12 protein-coding genes and 1 pseudogene are annotated in these 16426 nt (G+C 73.6%); 11 read left to right on the top strand and 2 right to left on the bottom strand.

The features are described 5' to 3' along the window. Positions 1-78: 78 nt before the first annotated feature. The 7 genes and pseudogenes from ppdK (at position 79) to pflA (ending at position 8277) form a co-directional block, all read left to right on the top strand. Positions 79-2772, top strand: a complete 2694-nt coding sequence (gene ppdK, locus O7629_RS07445; protein ID WP_278168302.1) for a pyruvate, phosphate dikinase — start codon at positions 79-81, stop codon at positions 2770-2772. Between the two features lie 61 nt (positions 2773-2833). After that, positions 2834-3271, top strand: a complete 438-nt coding sequence (locus O7629_RS07440) for a hypothetical protein (RefSeq protein WP_278168301.1) — start codon at positions 2834-2836, stop codon at positions 3269-3271. Positions 3272-3343: 72 nt separating this feature from the next. Then, positions 3344-3631: pseudogene (locus tag O7629_RS07435) on the top strand (winged helix-turn-helix domain-containing protein); the annotation flags it as partial. Positions 3632-3855: 224 nt separating this feature from the next. Beyond that, positions 3856-4305 carry a universal stress protein gene (locus O7629_RS07430; protein WP_278168300.1) on the top strand — a complete coding sequence of 150 codons (450 nt, stop codon included), beginning with the start codon at positions 3856-3858 and terminating at the stop codon, positions 4303-4305. 16 nt (positions 4306-4321) lie between these two features. Next, complete coding sequence (locus O7629_RS07425; protein WP_278168299.1) at positions 4322-5194, top strand: universal stress protein; 873 nt, start codon at positions 4322-4324, stop codon at positions 5192-5194. A gap of 106 nt (positions 5195-5300) precedes the next feature. Continuing rightward, on the top strand, positions 5301-7544 hold the full coding sequence (gene pflB / locus O7629_RS07420) for a formate C-acetyltransferase (RefSeq protein ID WP_278168298.1): 2244 nt from the start codon (positions 5301-5303) through the stop codon (positions 7542-7544). 1 nt (position 7545) lies between these two features. Next, the gene (gene pflA / locus O7629_RS07415) at positions 7546-8277 is read left to right on the top strand and encodes a pyruvate formate-lyase-activating protein (protein WP_278168297.1); all 732 of its coding nucleotides are present in this window, start codon (positions 7546-7548) and stop codon (positions 8275-8277) included. 65 nt (positions 8278-8342) lie between these two features. On the opposite strand, the gene O7629_RS07410 is transcribed toward pflA, so the two are convergent. Both O7629_RS07410 and O7629_RS07405 read right to left on the bottom strand, forming a co-directional pair. After that, positions 8343-9653: an FAD-dependent oxidoreductase gene (locus O7629_RS07410; RefSeq protein WP_278168296.1), complete on the bottom strand. Its 1311-nt coding sequence runs from the start codon at positions 9651-9653 to the stop codon at positions 8343-8345. Positions 9654-9895: 242 nt separating this feature from the next. Then, complete coding sequence (locus O7629_RS07405) at positions 9896-10429, bottom strand: cyclic nucleotide-binding domain-containing protein (RefSeq protein ID WP_278168295.1); 534 nt, start codon at positions 10427-10429, stop codon at positions 9896-9898. A gap of 218 nt (positions 10430-10647) precedes the next feature. Between O7629_RS07405 and O7629_RS07400 the strand changes: the two genes are divergently transcribed. From O7629_RS07400 to O7629_RS07385, 4 genes are read left to right on the top strand one after another with little or no spacing between them, the layout of a single operon-like run. Continuing rightward, positions 10648-11670, top strand: a complete 1023-nt coding sequence (locus tag O7629_RS07400; RefSeq protein WP_278168294.1) for a nitroreductase family protein — start codon at positions 10648-10650, stop codon at positions 11668-11670. Continuing rightward, positions 11660-14401 carry a cation-transporting P-type ATPase gene (locus O7629_RS07395; protein WP_278168293.1) on the top strand — a complete coding sequence of 914 codons (2742 nt, stop codon included), beginning with the start codon at positions 11660-11662 and terminating at the stop codon, positions 14399-14401. The genes O7629_RS07400 and O7629_RS07395 overlap by 11 nt, the downstream gene beginning before the upstream one ends. A 24-nt stretch (positions 14402-14425) precedes the next feature. Beyond that, the gene (locus O7629_RS07390; RefSeq protein ID WP_278168292.1) at positions 14426-15541 is read left to right on the top strand and encodes a nitroreductase; all 1116 of its coding nucleotides are present in this window, start codon (positions 14426-14428) and stop codon (positions 15539-15541) included. After that, a complete protein-coding gene (locus O7629_RS07385) occupies positions 15541-16419 on the top strand; it encodes a universal stress protein (RefSeq protein ID WP_278168291.1) in 879 nt (292 codons plus the stop codon). Before O7629_RS07390 ends, O7629_RS07385 begins: the two co-directional genes overlap by 1 nt. Positions 16420-16426 lie beyond the last annotated feature (7 nt).

Below are 16426 nucleotides of genomic sequence, written 5' to 3'. Positions count from 1 at the left end.
CGGCCCTGCCCCGCCTGCACCCGCCGCTGCTACCACGGAAGGAGAAGGATTCGCCGACCAGTGCAGGAGGCGGGCGCCATGCCGAAATTCGTCTACGACTTCATCGAAGGTAACCGCGAACTCACCGACCTGCTCGGCGGCAAGGGCGCCAACCTGGCGGAGATGACCCGGCTCGGCCTGCCGGTGCCGCCCGGCTTCACCGTCACCACCGTCGCCTGCCGCGCCTACCTCGCCGCGGGCGCACCGCCGGCCGGCATGTTCGACGAGGTCAACCGCCACCTCCGGGGCATCGAGGCACGGTTGGGCAAGCGGCTCGGCGACCGGCACGACCCGCTGCTGCTCGCCGTACGGTCCGGTGCCCGCTACTCCATGCCGGGCATGATGGAGACCGTCCTGGACATCGGGCTCACCGACACCACCGTGCACGGCCTCGCCGCGCAGAGCGGCGACGATCGCTTCGCCTGGGACTCCTACCGCCGGCTGGTGCAGATGTTCGGCCGGACCGTGTTCGGCGTGCCCGACGAGCTGTTCACCGCCGAGTTGGAAACGGTCAAACGGACCGCCGGGGTCACTGCCGACTCGGCGCTCGACGCCGACGACCTGCGCGCCCTGGTCGAGGCTTACCAGAAGGTCTTCCACCAGCACACCGGCCGGGACTTCCCGCAGTCGCCGCACGAACAGCTTGACCTGGCGATCCGGGCGGTCTTCGAGTCGTGGAACGCCGAACGCGCGGTGCTCTACCGCCGACAGGAACGGATCCCGGCCGAGCTGGGCACCGCGGTCAACGTGATGGCGATGGTGTTCGGCAACCGGGGCCCGGACTCCGGCACCGGGGTGGCGTTCACCCGCGACCCGGCGACCGGTGCGCGCGGCGTGTACGGGGACTACCTGGCCAACGCCCAGGGCGAGGACGTCGTGTCCGGGGTCCGCAACACGGTCCCGTTGCAGGAACTGGAGCGGATCGACCCGCGCAGCTTCCACCGGCTGATGACGATCATGGACACCCTGGAGCACCACTACCGTGACCTGTGTGACGTCGAGTTCACCATCGAACGCGGCACCCTGTGGATGCTGCAGACGCGGGTCGGCAAGCGGACCGCCGAGGCCGCCTTCGTCATCGCCGCGCAACTGGTCGACGAGGGCGTCATCGATCTCGACGAGGCACTCGACCGGGTCACCGGGGCCCAGCTCGGTCAGCTGATGTTCCCCCGGTTCGACCCGGCCAGCGCGCCCACGCCGCTGGCGGTCGGCGTACCGGCCGCTCCGGGCGCGGCCGTCGGCCGGGTGGTGTTCGACTCCGAGTCGGCGGTCGCCGCCGCCGGTCGGGGCGAGCGGGTCATCCTGGTGCGTCGGGAAACCAACCCGGACGACCTGCCCGGGATGATCGCCGCCGCCGGGATTCTGACCAGCCGGGGTGGCAAGACCTCGCACGCCGCCGTGGTCGCCCGGGGCATGGGCCGCACCTGCGTCTGCGGCGCCGAGGCGTTGACCGTCGACACGGCGGCCGGCCAGCTCACCGTCGCCGACGGTACCGGGGCGGCACCGACCGTGCTGCACGCCGGGGACCTGATCTCGATCGACGGGGCGACCGGCGCCGTGTACGCCGGCGCCGTCCCGGTCCACCCGTCACCGGTGTTGCGCTACATCGAAGGCGAGCTGGCGCCGGAGGCGGATCCGCTGGTGTCGGCGGTGCACCGGTTGCTGGGCCACGCGGACGTGGTGCGCCGGCTCGCGGTGCGGGCCAACGCGGACACCGCCGCCGACGCCCACCGGGCCCGGGCGTTCGGTGCCGCCGGCATCGGCCTGTGCCGGACCGAGCACATGTTCCTCGGCGACCGGCGGGAACTGGTCGAACGGCTGATCCTCGCCGAGACCGACGCCGACCGCGATGCGGCGCTGGCCGCGCTGCGCCCGCTGCAGCGGCAGGACTTCGAGGCGTTGCTGGCCGAGACCGACGGCCAGCCGGTCACCATCCGGTTGCTGGATCCGCCGCTGCACGAGTTCCTGCCCGCCCTCGACGAGCTGACCGCCCGGGTAGCCCGTGCCGAGGCGCTCGGCGAGGACCCGGGGCACGACGGGCAGCTGCTCGCGGCGGTCCGCCGGATGCACGAGGCCAACCCGATGCTCGGCCTACGCGGTGTCCGGCTCGGACTGATGGTGCCGGGTCTTTTCGCCACCCAGGTGCGGGCGATCGCGGAGGCGACCGTCGCCCGGCTACGGGCCGGCGGCGACCCCCGTCCGCAGATCATGGTGCCGCTGGTCGGCGCGGTACAGGAGCTGGAGGCGGTACGGGACCAGGCCGAGGCGCTGCTCGCCGACTTCGACGGTCTGCCGCCGATCCCGATCGGCACCATGATCGAGGTGCCGCGAGCGGCCCTGACGGCCAGCGCGATCGCCGAGGTGGCGGACTTCTTCTCGTTCGGCACCAACGACCTCACCCAGCTGGGTTGGGGCTTCTCCCGCGACGACGTCGAAGGGGTGTTCTTCGGCCGCTACCTGGAGCTCGGCATCTTCCCGGTGTCGCCGTTCGAGTCGATCGACACCGCCGGTATCGGACGGCTGATCCAGATCGCGGTCGCGGACGCCCGGGCCACCCGGCCGGACCTGGAGATCGGCGTCTGCGGCGAGCACGGCGGCGACCCGGACTCGGTGCGGTTCTTCCACGACGCCGGGTTCGACTACGTCTCCTGCTCGCCGTACCGGGTGCCGCTGGCCCGGCTGGAGGCCGGACGTGCGGCGGTGCGCCTGGCCCACCGGTCCGACACCCGTTGATCAACCGTCCGGTGGGCCGGAGCGCGCTCCGGCCCACCGGGCACCGTCGAGGAGGTCCACGATGATCACAGCCCCGGTCAGCCGTACCCGGTCAGCTCCCCCGCCCGGTCCGGGGGCCGTCGTCGCCGGTCCACAGTCCGGTCCGTTCGGCCCCGTGATCGGCACCGGAGGTCCCGATCCGGCGGTGCTCATCCCGGTGAGCAGCGGCGGCCGGCCGCTCGGCGCGTTCGTGTGCACCGCCGGCCGGGTCCGCTACCGGCCGGTGGTCGCCGCCGACCGGGTCGCCGCGGCGGCCGCGGCGGTGGTGGTCGCGACGGTGAGCGCGGCAGCGGTCGCGGCGGCGGCTCGCCGCCGTCCCGCCGCCGTCGGTACGGTCACCATGGGACCGGGCGGTTGGGTCAGCTTCAAAGGAGTGCCCGGTCCGGCGCCACGGGTCGTCGCCGACAGCCGTCGTCCCTGGTGGGCCCGGCTGCTGAGGGCCCGGCGGTTGAGTCAGTGAGCCGGCCCGCCCGGTCGGGACAGGGCGGCCATGTGGACGATGTTCACGTATTGGTAATCATATGATTACGCTGTGACAACCCCCGACACGTGGCGCCTTCCGCCCTGGACCCTGCTCAGCAACCACGGACACGTCCTGCTCGCCATCGCCCGCGACCCACGGGCCCGGCTGCGGGACGTGGCGGCGCGGGTCGGGATAACCGAACGCGCGGCGCACACCATCGTCGCCGACCTGGAGGAAGCCGGATACCTCGCCCGGCACCGGGTCGGCCGGCGCAACGAGTACACGGTCAATCCGCACGTGCCGTTCCGACATCCGGCCGAATGCGACCACCTGGTCGGCGAACTGCTCGCGCTGTTCATCGGCGACCGGCCGGCATCGGCCGGACCGCCGACGCCGACGCCGACCGTATCGCCGCCGGCCGCATCGCCGCCGCCCGGTCCGCATCCGACGCCGGCCGGGCCCCCGACGCCGGCCGGTCGACCGACGGGACCCCAGTCCCGCAACGGCGGGTCCTTCGCACCTGTCCCCCAGCCGTCGACGGAGGTGGACTGTAGTCAGGTGCAACTGAAGGAGTGAGGACCATGAGCGCCAGTCACCTGATCGTCGTCGGTGTCGACGGCTCCGAGGGCAGCCGCCGGGCTCTCGACTGGGCCGCCCGGGAAGCCGCCGAGCGGGGCGGCGCGCTGCGCGCCGTCGTCGCCTGGCGGTGGGACGGTGGAACCACGGTCAGCCCCATCGAGGAGCGGCAACGCGCCAGCGAACTGCTGGACCAGGAGATCACCGCGCTGACCACCCGGGTCGGATCGGCGACGCCGGTCGTCGGCGAGGTGGTCGAGGGCCGCGCCGCCGACGTGCTGACCACCGCCGCCCGCGGCGCGGACCTGCTGGTCCTGGGCAGCCACGGGCACGGCCGCCTGCAGCACACCGTGCTCGGCTCGGTCAGCGAGGAGTGCATCCGCAAGGCCACCTGCCCGGTCGTGGTGATCCCCGTTCCCGCGCTGGTCTCCTCGGCCGCCGACCCCACGAGCTGAGCCGGAGGTGATCGCCGTGATCAGGCCGATCGTCGTCGGGTACGACGGCTCGTCCAGCGCCGACGCCGCGGTCAGCTGGGCGGTCGCCGAAGCCGTCCGGACCGCCACCCCGGTGGTCCTCGCGTTCGCGTTCGAGTGGCCGACCGGGACCGGTCCGCTGGCCCCCGTGCCGACCAGCTGGCCGAACGCGGCCTCCCGGCGCGACGCGGAGACGATGCTGCGGGTCGCGGCCGCCGAGGCCGCCGAGACGCACCCGGACGCCGACATCAGCACCGTCGTCCTCGACGGACCCGCCGCCCTACGGCTGCGCGAGAAGTCCCGGGACGCGGCGCTGCTGGTGGTCGGCAACCGGGGGCACGGCGGCTTCGCGGACCTGCTGCTCGGGTCGACCAGCGTGGCCGTCTCCGCGCACGCACACTGCCCGGTGGTGGTGGTTCGCGGTGCGGCACACCCCACCGCCCCGGTGGTGGTCGGCGTGGACGGCTCCGAGCCGTCGCTGGCCGCGCTGCGCTTCGCCGTCGAGCAGGCCGCCAGCCGGCTGGTGCCGCTGCGGGTGCTGCGTGCCTGGCACCCACCGGCACAGCGGTGGCAGCCACCGGCCTTCGACCCCCGGGAGATCGTCGCCGCCGAGCGCGCCCTGCTCGACGACGAGCTGACCGGGTGGCGGGAGAAGTACCCCGAGGTCACGATGACCGCCGAGGCGGTCGGCGACAACCCGGGCCGGGTCCTGGTCGACGCGTCGCGTACCGCCAGCCTGGTCGTGGTCGGCTCGCGCGGCCGGGGCGGGTTCACCGGCCTGCTGCTCGGCTCGGTCTCGCAGCAGCTGCTGCACCACAGTCACAGCCCGGTCGCGGTGATCCGCGACACCATCCCGGCCGACGTGCCCTGAGCCCGCGCGCCGACGACCACCCCCCGCCGACGCCTACCGCGCCGACGACCACCCGCCCGGCGGGCCGTCCCCGACCCGCCGGGCCTTCCACCCACTGGAGGCTGACGTGTTCGCCGAGCAGATCCACGATCCGTGGCGGACCTTCCAGGGACGACGGTGGCGGGACACGATCGACGTGGCCGCCTTCGTCCAGGCCAACTACACGCCGTACACCGGCGACGCCGGGTTCCTGACCGGCCCGACCGACCGGACCCGGGCGGTATGGGACCGGCTACGGGACATGTTCGTCGAGGAACGCCGTCGTGGCGTCTACGACATCGACGCCACCACGCCGTCCACTATCACCGCGCATGCTCCCGGCTACATCGACAAGGACCGCGAGCTGATCGTCGGCCTGCAGACCGACGCGCCGCTGCGTCGGGCGATCATGCCGCACGGCGGGCTGCGGATGGTGGAGAACGCCCTCGCGGCGTACGGCTACCCGGCCGACCCACAGGTGCACCGGATCTTCACCACGTACCGCAAGACCCACAACGACGCCGTCTTCGACGCCTACCCGGCCGACGTGCTGCGGGCCCGTCGCTCGCACATCGTCACCGGGCTGCCGGACGCCTACGGGCGGGGGCGGATCATCGGTGACTATCGGCGGGTCGCCCTGTACGGGGTGGACCGGCTGATCGCCGACCGCCGGGCGCAGCGCGAGGCGCTGGACCTGGTCCCGTCCACCGACGATGTGATCCGCGACCGGGCGGAGTTGGCCGAGCAGATCCGGGCGCTCGGTGAACTGGTCGAGATGGCCGCGGCGTACGGCTACGACGTGACCCGGCCCGCCGCCGACGCCCGAGAGGCGGTCCAATGGCTTTACTTCGCCTACCTGGCCGCCTGCAAGGAACAGAACGGCGCGGCGATGTCGCTCGGCCGGACCGCCACGTTCCTCGACGTCTACCTGCAGCGCGACATCGACTCCGGGCAGCTGACCGAGCTGGCCGCGCAGGAGCTGGTCGACGACTTTGTGATCAAGTTGCGGATCATCCGCTTCCTGCGCACCCCCGAGTACGACGAGCTCTTCTCCGGCGACCCCACCTGGGTGACCGAGTCCCTCGGCGGGACCGGCACCGACGGGCGGACCCTGGTCACCCGGACCACGTTCCGCTACCTGCAGACGCTCTACAACCTGGGACCGGCGCCGGAGCCGAACCTGACCGTGCTCTGGTCGCCCGCGCTGCCCGAGGGATTCAAGAAGTTCTGTGCCCAGGTGTCGCTGGACACCAGCGCCATCCAGTACGAGAACGACGACACGCTGCGGTCCTGGTACGACGACGACACCGCGATCGCCTGCTGCGTGTCGGCGATGCGCCTCGGCCGGGACATGCAGTTCTTCGGGGCCCGGGCGAACCTGGCCAAGGCCCTGCTGTACGCGATCAACGGCGGCCGCGACGAGGTCACCGGCGAGCAGATCGCCCCGGTGAGTCAGCCGGTCGGCGGGGAGATCCTCGACTACGACGAGGTTCTCGCGGCCTTCGACCGGACGTTGGACTGGCTGGCCGCCACCTACGTCACCGCGCTCAACGTCATCCACCACATGCACGACCGGTACGCGTACGAACGGTTGCAGATGGCGCTGCACGACTACCCGGTGCACCGGTTCCTGGCCTGCGGGATCGCCGGCCTGTCGGTGGCCGCCGACAGCCTGTCGGCGATCCGGTACGCCCGGGTCAAGGTGCTGCGTGACGAAACCGGACTGGTGGTCGACTACGTGGTCGACGGCGACTACCCGGCCTTCGGCAACAACGACGACCGGGTGGACGAGATCGCGGTCTGGCTGGTCGAGACGTTCATGGCGAAGCTGCGCCGGCAGCCGGCCTACCGCGAGGCCGAGCACAGCCTGTCGGTGCTGACCATCACCTCGAACGTGGTGTACGGCAAGCACACCGGGCACACCCCGGACGGCCGGCGGGCCGGCGAACCGTTCGCCCCGGGCGCCAACCCGATGAACGGCCGGGACCGGCACGGGCTGGTGGCCGCGGCGATGTCGGTGGCGAAGCTGCCGTACGACTGCGCCCGCGACGGCATCTCGCTGACCACCACGGTGACCCCGGCGGGCCTGGGGCGCACCCCGGCGGAACGGGTGGCGAACCTGGTCGGCGTGCTGGACGGCTACACCGACGCCGGCGGCTTCCACCTCAACGTCAACGTGTTGGACCGGGCCACGCTGGAGGACGCAATGGCGCACCCGGAGCGGTACCCGCAGCTGACCATCCGGGTCAGCGGGTACGCGGTGAACTTCGTGCGGCTCACCGCCGAGCAGCAGCGCGACGTCATCTCCCGGACGTTCCACGGAGGGCTGTGAGGTGACCACCGGGGCGGTCCACTCGTACGACGTGTCGATCGGGGTGGACGGCCCCGGTACGCGGTTCGTCGCGTTCCTCGCCGGCTGTCCGCTGCGCTGCCAGTTCTGCCACAGCCCGGACACCTGGTTCCGGCGCGCCGGCACCCCGACCACCGACGACGCGCTGGTCGCGCAGGTACTGCGCTACCAGCGGTTCATCTCGGTCGCCGGTGGCGGGGTGACGCTCAGCGGCGGGGAGCCGCTGATGCAGCCGGACTTCGTCCGCGCGGTGCTGCGCCGGTGCCACGACGCCGGGCTGCACACCGCGCTGGACACTTCCGGGTTCCTCGGCGCCCGCGCTGACGACGCGCTGCTGGACGCCACCGACCTGGTGCTGCTGGACATCAAGTCGTCCGATCCGCTGACCTACCGCCGGGTGACCCGCACCGGGCGGCTCGACCCGACGCTGCGGTTCGCCCGGCGGCTGGCCGACCGGGGCACCCCGATCTGGGTCCGGTTCGTGCTGGTGCCGGGGCTCACCGACGCCGAGTCGAACGTGGCCGGGGTGGCCGAGGTGGCGGCCGGCCTGCCGACGGTGCAGCGGGTCGACGTGCTGCCGTTCCACCGGCTGGGCGCGCACAAGTACGCCGAGCTGGGTCTGGAGTTTCCGCTGGCGGCGACGACACCGCCGGACGACGCGCTGCTGGACCGGGTCCGGGGGCAGTTCCGCGACCACGGGCTCACCGTCTACTGAGACTTACCGGCCGCTGAGACCTACCGGCTACTGACCGGGCCACCGGCGCTACCCGACCACCGGGCTCACCGGCTTCCGACCTGGTCGCCGTAGGCCACGGCGACCGGGCGGTCGGCCCGCCACGCCGGTGACCAGCGGAACCGGTGGGTGCCGCCACGCCAGCCGCCGCCGGCCGCCGACCTGACCGGTGCGGCGGCCAGTTCGGCGGCGATCTGCCGGACCTGGCGGTAGCCGGTGGCCATCAGGAAGGCCGACGCCCGGCCGTAGCTCTTGATGCCGACGACGAAGTAGCCCGGCTCGGGATGGCGCAGCTCGTCGACTCCGGGTGCCGGCGCCGACCACCCCCGGGCCGGCCCGGGGTCGAGCAGAGTGGCCAGGCCACGGCTGGTGCCGAGCACCGGGTCCAGGTCGAGGCGGAGCTCGCCGGCGAGCCGGTGGTCGGCACGGAACCCGGTGGCGACCACCACCCGGTCGGCGACGACGGTCCGCCCGTCGCGGCTGGACAGCCGGACCGGGCCAAGGTCGGACAGCTGCTCCACCCGGTGCGTGACGAATCCGGTCTCCAGGGCGATCCGACCGACGTCGACCAGTTGGCGCAGCCGGGTGCCGATCGCCCCGCGTGCCGGCAACGCGTCGGCGGCACCCGGGGCGAAGATCGGATCGGCGGTGACCCGACGGACCGCCCAGGTGATCCGGGTGCCAGGCTGCTGGTCGGCCAGCTCGATCAGGTCGAGCAGGGTGTTGGCGGCCGAGTGTCCGGCGCCCACCACGACGGTGTGCCGGCCGGCATGTGCCGCCCGGTCGACGCCGAGCACATCGGGCAGGGCGAAGTCGAGATGTGCGGCTGCGGCCGGCTCGCCGAGCGCCGGCAGGCCCTCGCCACCCAGATGGTTGGGGGTGTCCCAGGTCCCCGACGCGTCGACGACGGCGCGGGCGAGCTGTTCGGTGCCGTCGGCCAGGCGGGCCACGAACGGCGCGTCGACGCGTCCGGGGCCGCGCAGCCGGTCGACGCCGAGCCGGGTGATCCCGGTGACCCGGGTGCCGTAGCGGATCCGGTCGGCCAGCACTGGCAGCTTCGCCAGCGGCAGCAGGTACTCCTCGATCAGTTCGGCCCCGGTCGGGTGGTGCCCGGGTTCGGGTACCGACCAGCCGGCGGCGTCGAGCAGTCGGCCGGCAACCGGGTCGATGTTGTCCCGCCAGCTGCTGAACAGCCGTACATGCTGCCAGTTGCGGATCGCGGCACCGGCGGCGGCGCCCGCTTCCAGCACCAGCGACGGGACCCGGTGCCCGGCGAGGTGGGCGGCGGCGGCCAGTCCCACCGGGCCGGCGCCGATCACGACCACGGGCAGTTGCCGGGCGACGTACTCGATGCTCATCTGTCTCCTCTCGACGTGGTGGCGGCCAGCCGAGACGGCAGCACGCAGCGGGGACGTCCGTGAGCCGGCCCGTCACCCCATCAGCTGAATCGATGCCTGTCGAGACAACGCATCATGCTGTACCGCGCCCTGAGCTCCGGCTAGGCGGACACGCTTCCAACGACCACCCCACCGCAGGCGTTCGCACACCGGGTCCGATTACCGACCGGTCACTTCGTCGCGACCATCACCCGTCGCGACCATCACCTGTCGCGACCGGGCCGGCGGCCGGCCGGATCCACGTCAGCGGCCGGTCGGGACGGATCCTCGTCGATGGCTGGCGGATAGGCGTACAGCTCGGTGAGCCGGGTCCGGGCGGCGTGCAACCGGTCGACCACGACCCGCATGAATCGGGTGGTCAGCTCCCGGCCCAGGGCGTCGTCCTGGCTGATCAACCGACGGGTACCGGCCGCGTCGAACTCGATCGTCAGGGTCTGGTCCACCGCCACCGCCCCGAACTCCCAGCGGTACGGCGGAAACAGCCACGACCAGCCCAGCACGCTCCCGGCTGCAACCGTCTCGATGTCGATCTCGCCACGGCCCGGCACCTGGAAGTTCAACACCACCTGCCCGGTCCGCAGCAGCCAGAACCGGTCCGCCGTCCGCCCCTGCTGGAAGATCTGCTGCCCGCTGTGCCGGACCCCGGGGCGCGCCTGGTACGACAGCCGCTCCAGCCAGGGCCGGGGCAGGTCGGCCAGGAACGGGTGGGCGTCGAGCAGATCGATGGTCCGGATCATCGCTCCTCCGTCCGCTCACGGACACGTACCACGGACATCCATCGCAGCCGACGGTCCGCCCTGGGCAACAGGGTCGGAGGTCCCGCCCGGGCGGGACGCAGTGCCCGTAGGTAAGCGGCGCAACGCCCCTGCCCCGCCGGACCGATCCGGACGAGAGTGGAACCGGGTGAGAGTGGAACCGAGTGAGGCGTGACGTGCGGAAAGGGTGGTGGGCGGCGATGAACGCCGGATGGATCAGGAACGGGCGGCCCGGTCCGCTGATGGCGGCCTGTCTGGAGGCCGCCGCCGCCGCGCCGTCGGTGCACAACAGCCAGCCGTGGCGGTTCCGACCGCACCCGACCGGCATCGAGGTGCTCGCCGACCGGCGCCGACAGGTCGACCTGGTTGACCCGGCCGGCCGGGAGTTGACCATCAGCGTCGGCGCCGCCGTGTTCAACCTGCGGGTGGCGATGCTGGCCCACGGTCGGATACCGGTGATGCGGCTGCTGCCCGAACCCGACGATCCGGACCTGCTGGCCCGGATCGCGGTAGGACCGCCGATCGAGACGGACGAGACGGTGCGGCTGCTCGCCCGGGCGGTAGCGCACCGGCGCACCAACCGACGCCCGTTCGCCGACCTGGCGGTGCCCGGCGAGGTGCTCGACGAACTCGTCGCCGCCGCCCGGACCGAGCACGGCTGGCTGGCCGTCGTCGACCCGATGATGCGCTCGTCGGTTCTGGCGCTGATCGGCACCGCCGAGGACCGCCGCCGGGTCGACCCGGCGTACTGGGCGGAGCTGGAACGGTGGACCCGGGACCGACCGGGCCGGCTCGACGGCGTACCGCCGCAGGCCTTCGGGCCCTGGCCGGTCCCCCGCACCGTGCCGGTGCGCGACTTCGGACTGGTCTGGCCGGCCCCACGACGGCGGGTCGCCGCGTTCGAGGAGGATCCGGTCCTCGCCGTTCTGTACACCGTCGGCGACAGCCCGCGGGACTGGTTGCGGGCCGGGCAGGCGCTGCAGCGGGTGCTGCTCACCGCGACGGTACGCGGCCTGGCCACCACGCTGCTGACCCAGCCGCTGGAGTTTCCCGAGCTGCGTGACCTGCTCGGCCGCCAGCAGGACGGACGGCGGGCGCAGGCGATCATCCGGATCGGCTACGGACCGCTGAGCCCACCGGTGCCCCGCCGGCCGCTCGCCGAGTTGCTCGAACCCGCGCCGGCCCAGGCGGTCGACGCGGTGGGGGTGGCCGGTGCCAGTTGACACGCGACCGATCGTCGATCCGGGCGTACCTGCCGCCGATCCCGGGCCAACGGTCGACCCGGGTGGGCTGGACGCCACCGAGGTCGCCCGGCGGGTTATCGAGTACGGGCCGAACGTCGTGCCGGGCGGGCCCGGCCGCGCCGGGCTGATCCGGCGGGTGGTTCGCCAACTGAGCGACCCGCTGGTCGTGCTGCTGCTCGCCGCTGGGGTGGTCACCACGGCACTCGCCGACTACCCGAACACGGTGGTGATCCTGCTCGTCGTGGTGGTGAACACCGGCATCGGGGTGGTGCAGGAGGTCCGGGCGGACCGGGCGATCGCTGCCCTGGACCGGCTGGCGGCACCGGTGGCCCGGGTGCTGCGCGACGGAGTCGACCGGGTCGTGCCGGCGGCTGAACTGGTGCCGGGCGACCTGGTGAAGATCACCGCAGGCGACATCGTCCCCGCCGACCTGCTCCTCACCGCCGCGACCCGGCTGCGCTGCGACGAGTCGACGTTGACCGGTGAGTCGGTGCCGGTGCGGCGCGACGACGGTGACGTGGCCCACGCCGGCACCGTCGTCGTCGCCGGCCGGGCGACCGGCACCGTCACCCGGACCGGCGCCGACAGCGCGTTGGGGCGGATCGCGGCGTTGATGCGGCGTACCCGCCCCGGGCCGACGCCGCTGCAGCTGCGGCTGACCCGGCTGAGCCGGGTGCTCGGGGCGACCGCCGTGCTGCTGTCCGGTCTGGTGTTCCTGATCGGCCTGGGCGGTGGGCGGCCGGTCGCCGAGCTGGCGGTCACCGCGGTGAGCCTGGTCGTCGCGGCGGTGCCCGAGTCGTTGCCGGCGGTCGTCACCCTCGCTCTGGCGCTCGGCGCGCACCGGATGGCCCGGGCCCGTGCGGTGCCACGGCGGCTGCCGGCGGTCGAGGCGCTCGGCTCGGTGACCGTCGTCGCCGCTGACAAGACCGGCACCGTCACCGAGGGACGGATGGCCGTGCAGCGGGTTGTCACCCCGGTCGCCGAGTACACCGTGGACGGGCTCGGCTACCGGCCGACCGGGCGGATCGTCCGCCGCAGCGTCGACGGCGCCGCCGGCGTGCCGGTCGGTGTCGCCCCGGACGACCTTCGGCAGCTGGCCCGCGCCGGGCTGCTGTGCAACGACGCGGAGCTGACCGCGCCGGACCGGGACGGCGACGCCGCAGACCGCGACGCGCAGTACGGCGGCACGGCGAACGGCAGCACGGCGAACGGCAGCACCCCGGACTGGCGGGCCGTCGGAGATCCGTTGGAGGCCGCGCTGGTCGCCTTCGCCGGCCGGACCGGTCTGGACGCCGACGAGATCCGCCGGGCCTGGCCCCGGGTCGCCGAGCACCCGTTCGACCAGACCCACCGTCGGATGACCACGGCGCACCGCACCTGTGACGGCCGGTACCTGCTCGTCTGCAAAGGCGCTCCGGAGACGGTGCTGACCGCTGAGGTCACCGACGCCGATCCCGGGCAGCTCACCGTACTGCTCGACCAGGCCCGACGCCTCGCCGACGCCGGGCTGCGGACCCTGGCGGTCGCGGCGTCGGTCGTTACGACCTTGCCCGACCTGGCCCACCCCGGCGGGTTGCGGCCGCTGGGGCTGCTCGGGATCGGTGACCCGGTACGGGCCGATGCCCCCGACGTGGCCCGGACCTTCGCCGCCGCCGGGATCCGGCTGCTGCTGGTCACCGGAGACCACCCGGGAACCGCCGCCGCCGTCGGCGGCCGGTTGGGGATCTGGTCCGCCGGTGACCCGGTCGCCACCGACCCGGCCGCTCCGGAGCAGGCGCGGGTGTTCGCCCGCATCCAGCCGGAGCAGAAGCTCGACGTGGTCGCCGCGCTGCAGGCCCAGGGACACGTGGTGGCGATGACCGGGGACGGGGTCAACGACGGCCCGGCGCTGCGCCGGGCCGACGTCGGGGTGGCGATGGGCGGCGGTACCGACGTCGCCCGGCAGGCGGCCGACCTGGTCCTGGTCGACGACCACCTCGGTACGGTCGCGGCCGCCGTCGGTGAAGGGCGGCGAATCTACGACAACGTCCGGCGGTTCCTGCGGTACGCGCTGGCCGGTGGGGTGGCCGAGCTCGCGGTCATGCTGCTCGGCCCGCTGTTCGGGCTGGCGCTGCCGCTGCTGCCCGGTCAGATTCTCTGGATCAACCTGCTCACCCATGGTGTGCCCGGCGTGGCGCTGGGCGCCGAACCGGCCGAGCCGGACGTGCTGCGTCGGCCACCCAGACCGCCCACCGAGTCGGTGCTCGGCGCCGGCCTGCTCACCGGGGTGCTCACCACCGGCGCGTTGATCACAGCGGTCACCCTGGCTGCCGGTGTCGCCGCGTACCACGCGGGCCGGCCCTGGCAGACGATGGTGTTCGTCACCCTCGGGCTGGCCCAGTTGGGCGTCGCGCTCGCGGTCCGGGCCCGCCGGGGCACGGCGACGGAAGGCCTCCAACGGGGTACGGCGGCGGCCGGCGGCCGGCGGCGGATGGCGAACCCGGCGTTGGTTTTCGCGGTGGCCGGGGCGGGTCTGCTGCAGCTCGCCGGGGTCTACCTCGGCCCGCTGCGCACGCTGCTGGGCACCGAGCCGCTGGCCCTGACCGAGTTGGCGGCCTGTGCCGCTGTCGCGGCACTGCCCGCACTGGTGTTACATCTGTCCCGGAGCGGGAACGGACGTGGTTCGGGTCCGGATTCCCCGCGTCCCGTCGGCCGCGAGCCGGCGGCGTAGCAGACCCTGACCAGGAGGCAGCAGATGGACGAGGCGACCACCAAGGGGACCAGCACCGGGACCGGGACCGGGATCGGAACCGGGACCAGCGTCGACACGGCGGTGACCGGCGCCGACGCCGCGACCGTCGACCGGCCGTTGGCCGCCGTGCTGGCCGAGGCCGCCGCGGCCGCCGGCTACGCGCCGTCGGTGCACAACACCCAGCCGTGGCACTGGCGGGTCCGGCCGGACAGTCTGGAGCTGCGCGCAGCCCGGGACCGGCAGTTGCCGGCCACCGATCCGGACCGCCGGTTGCTGATCCTCAGCTGCGGTGCCGCGCTGCACCACGCGAGGATCGCGCTCGCCGCCCAGGGTTGGACGGCCCAGGTGCAGCGGTTGCCGGACCCGGCCGAGGAGGATCTGCTGGCGGTGCTGCGACCCACCGAACGGATCGCGATCCAGCCCGACACCGTCCGGATGTTCCAGGCGATGCAGGTGCGACACACCGACCGCCGGCCGGTCAGCGACGAGCCGCTGCCGGTCGCGGCGGTCACCGCGATCACCGCCGCCGCCGGAGCCGGCGTCCAGCTGCAGATCCTCTCCTCCGACCAGGTGATGCTGCTCGCCGCGGCGGCCAGCCGGGCGGAGGAGGTCGAGTCGGAGGACCCGCAGATCCGCAGCGAGCTCGACTACTGGACCGGGCTGGGCACCCCGCCCGGCACCGGACTGCCCGACGAGGTCCTGCCGGAACGCGCCGCGCAGACCACGGTGCCCGGACGCGACTTCGGCCGGGCCGGCACTCTGCCGGTCGGCGGCGGGCACGACCGGGCTGCCGTCTACGCCCTGCTCTTCGGTGACGACGACGAACCGGCGTCCTGGCTGGCCGCCGGCGAGGCGCTCTCCTCGGCCTGGCTGACCGCGACCGAGCTGGGCATTTCGGTGGTGCCGCTGAGCGGGGCGGTCGAGGTGGCCGCCACCCGGCAGACCTTGCGGCACATCCTCGCCGGGCTCGGCTACCCGTACCTGGTGCTACGGCTCGGCATCGCCAGCCCGGACCACGCCGGCCCGCCGCACCCGCCGAGGATGCCGGCGGCGCAGCTGGTGGACACCAGTGCGGTGGACACCGCGAAACCCCACGCCACCGACCCCGAGGAGGGCTGATGAATCCCGAGGGACCGGTACTGGTCGGTGTCGACGGTTCCAAGGCCGCAGTGCAGGCCGCCCGGCTGGCCGCCCGGGAGGCCGCGATGCGACGGCGCCCGCTGCGGATCGTGCACGCCTTCGTCTGGCCGGCGTTGCAGGCACCGATGGCGTTGGCGCCAGCGGTGCCGCCGGAGGGTGAGGTCGAACGGTACACCCGGGAGATCGTCGACGAGGCGGCCCAGGCGGCGGCCGACGAAGCGCCGCAGCTCGAGATCGCCACCCAGGTGGTCGACGGGGCCGCCACCGTTGTCCTGCTGGCCGAGGCCCGCTCCGCCGCGCTGGTCGTCCTCGGCGACCACGGGTTCGGACCGATCTCCGGTGCGCTGATCGGCTCGGTCGCCTCCCAGGTGGCGACCCACGCCGACGGTCCGGTGCTGGTGGCCCGGGGCGACTGTGACCGCAGCGGTCCGGTGATCGTCGGGGTGGACGGCTCCGAGCTGTCCGCACAGGCCGTCGAGTTCGCCGCCGAGGCGGCCGACCTGCGCGGTACGGAGCTGCTCGCGGTCCACACCTGGACCCACCCGCCGTCGATCGGCCCGGGTGACATGCAGCCGCTGGTCTACGACGCGGCGGCGCTGCAGGCGGAGGAGGAGGCGCTGCTCGCCGAGTCGGTGGCCGGGGTCCGCGAGCGGCATCCCGACCTGACCGTACGGCAGTTGTCGGTCCAGGGTCGGGCGACCAAGGTGCTGACCGAGGAGTCGGCCCGGGGTCAGCTGCTGGTGGTCGGCGCCCGCGGGCGGGGCGGGTTCACCGGGCTGCTGCTCGGCTCGGTGAGCAACGCCCTGCTGTACCGCAGTCAGTGTCCGCTGGTCGTCATCCGGCCGGCCCGGCACTGAGCGGGCC

Origin of the sequence: Solwaraspora sp. WMMD792, assembly GCF_029626105.1 — a bacterium.
Classification (GTDB): Bacteria; Actinomycetota; Actinomycetes; order Mycobacteriales; family Micromonosporaceae; genus Micromonospora_E.
The sequence above is the reverse complement of the archived record's forward strand: the minus strand, read 5'-3'. Positions and strand labels throughout refer to the sequence as shown.

What these genes read in the sequence shown, in the direction of transcription:
- ppdK (WP_278168302.1), top strand. Translation starts at nt 79, where the DNA reads ATGCCGAAATTCGTCTACGACTTCATCGAAGGTAACCGCGAACTCACC.
- O7629_RS07440 (WP_278168301.1), top strand. Translation starts at nt 2,834, where the DNA reads ATGATCACAGCCCCGGTCAGCCGTACCCGGTCAGCTCCCCCGCCCGGT.
- O7629_RS07430 (WP_278168300.1), top strand. Translation starts at nt 3,856, where the DNA reads ATGAGCGCCAGTCACCTGATCGTCGTCGGTGTCGACGGCTCCGAGGGC.
- O7629_RS07410 (WP_278168296.1), bottom strand. Translation starts at nt 9,653, where the DNA reads ATGAGCATCGAGTACGTCGCCCGGCAACTGCCCGTGGTCGTGATCGGC.
- O7629_RS07405 (WP_278168295.1), bottom strand. Translation starts at nt 10,429, where the DNA reads ATGATCCGGACCATCGATCTGCTCGACGCCCACCCGTTCCTGGCCGAC.
- O7629_RS07400 (WP_278168294.1), top strand. Translation starts at nt 10,648, where the DNA reads ATGAACGCCGGATGGATCAGGAACGGGCGGCCCGGTCCGCTGATGGCG.
- O7629_RS07390 (WP_278168292.1), top strand. Translation starts at nt 14,426, where the DNA reads ATGGACGAGGCGACCACCAAGGGGACCAGCACCGGGACCGGGACCGGG.
- O7629_RS07385 (WP_278168291.1), top strand. Translation starts at nt 15,541, where the DNA reads ATGAATCCCGAGGGACCGGTACTGGTCGGTGTCGACGGTTCCAAGGCC.